This is a genomic window from Ruegeria sp. SCP10 (assembly GCF_040329495.1).
Lineage (GTDB): Bacteria > Pseudomonadota > Alphaproteobacteria > Rhodobacterales > Rhodobacteraceae > Ruegeria.
On record NZ_JBDZYF010000091.1, the window covers coordinates 1 to 291 of the forward strand.

Here is a 291-nt window from a genome sequence, read left to right on the forward strand (position 1 = left end):
GCGCGGCAACTTCCACCGAGGTGAAGGATCTGAGACGGGAAGCCCGTGATCTGAAGGAAGTGGTTGCCGAACAGGCCTTGGAGCTGCGTTTGCTCAAAAAAAGCATGATCGCGGATGGGGACGACGACGCATGAGATATCCTGCATCCGAAAAACTGGAAATCATCCGCTTGGTTGAGCAATCGCATCTGCCGACCAAGCGCACTTTGGAGAAGCTGGGCATTCCGAAGACCACCTTCTATCGCTGGTACGACCGATATCTCGTCGACGGCCCCGAGGCGCTTGAAGATCG

General features: G+C 56.0%; 1 pseudogene. It reads left to right on the top strand.

The window, feature by feature from the left end:
* A pseudogene (locus ABLN87_RS22415) lies at window positions 1-291 on the top strand (helix-turn-helix domain-containing protein); the annotation flags it as partial.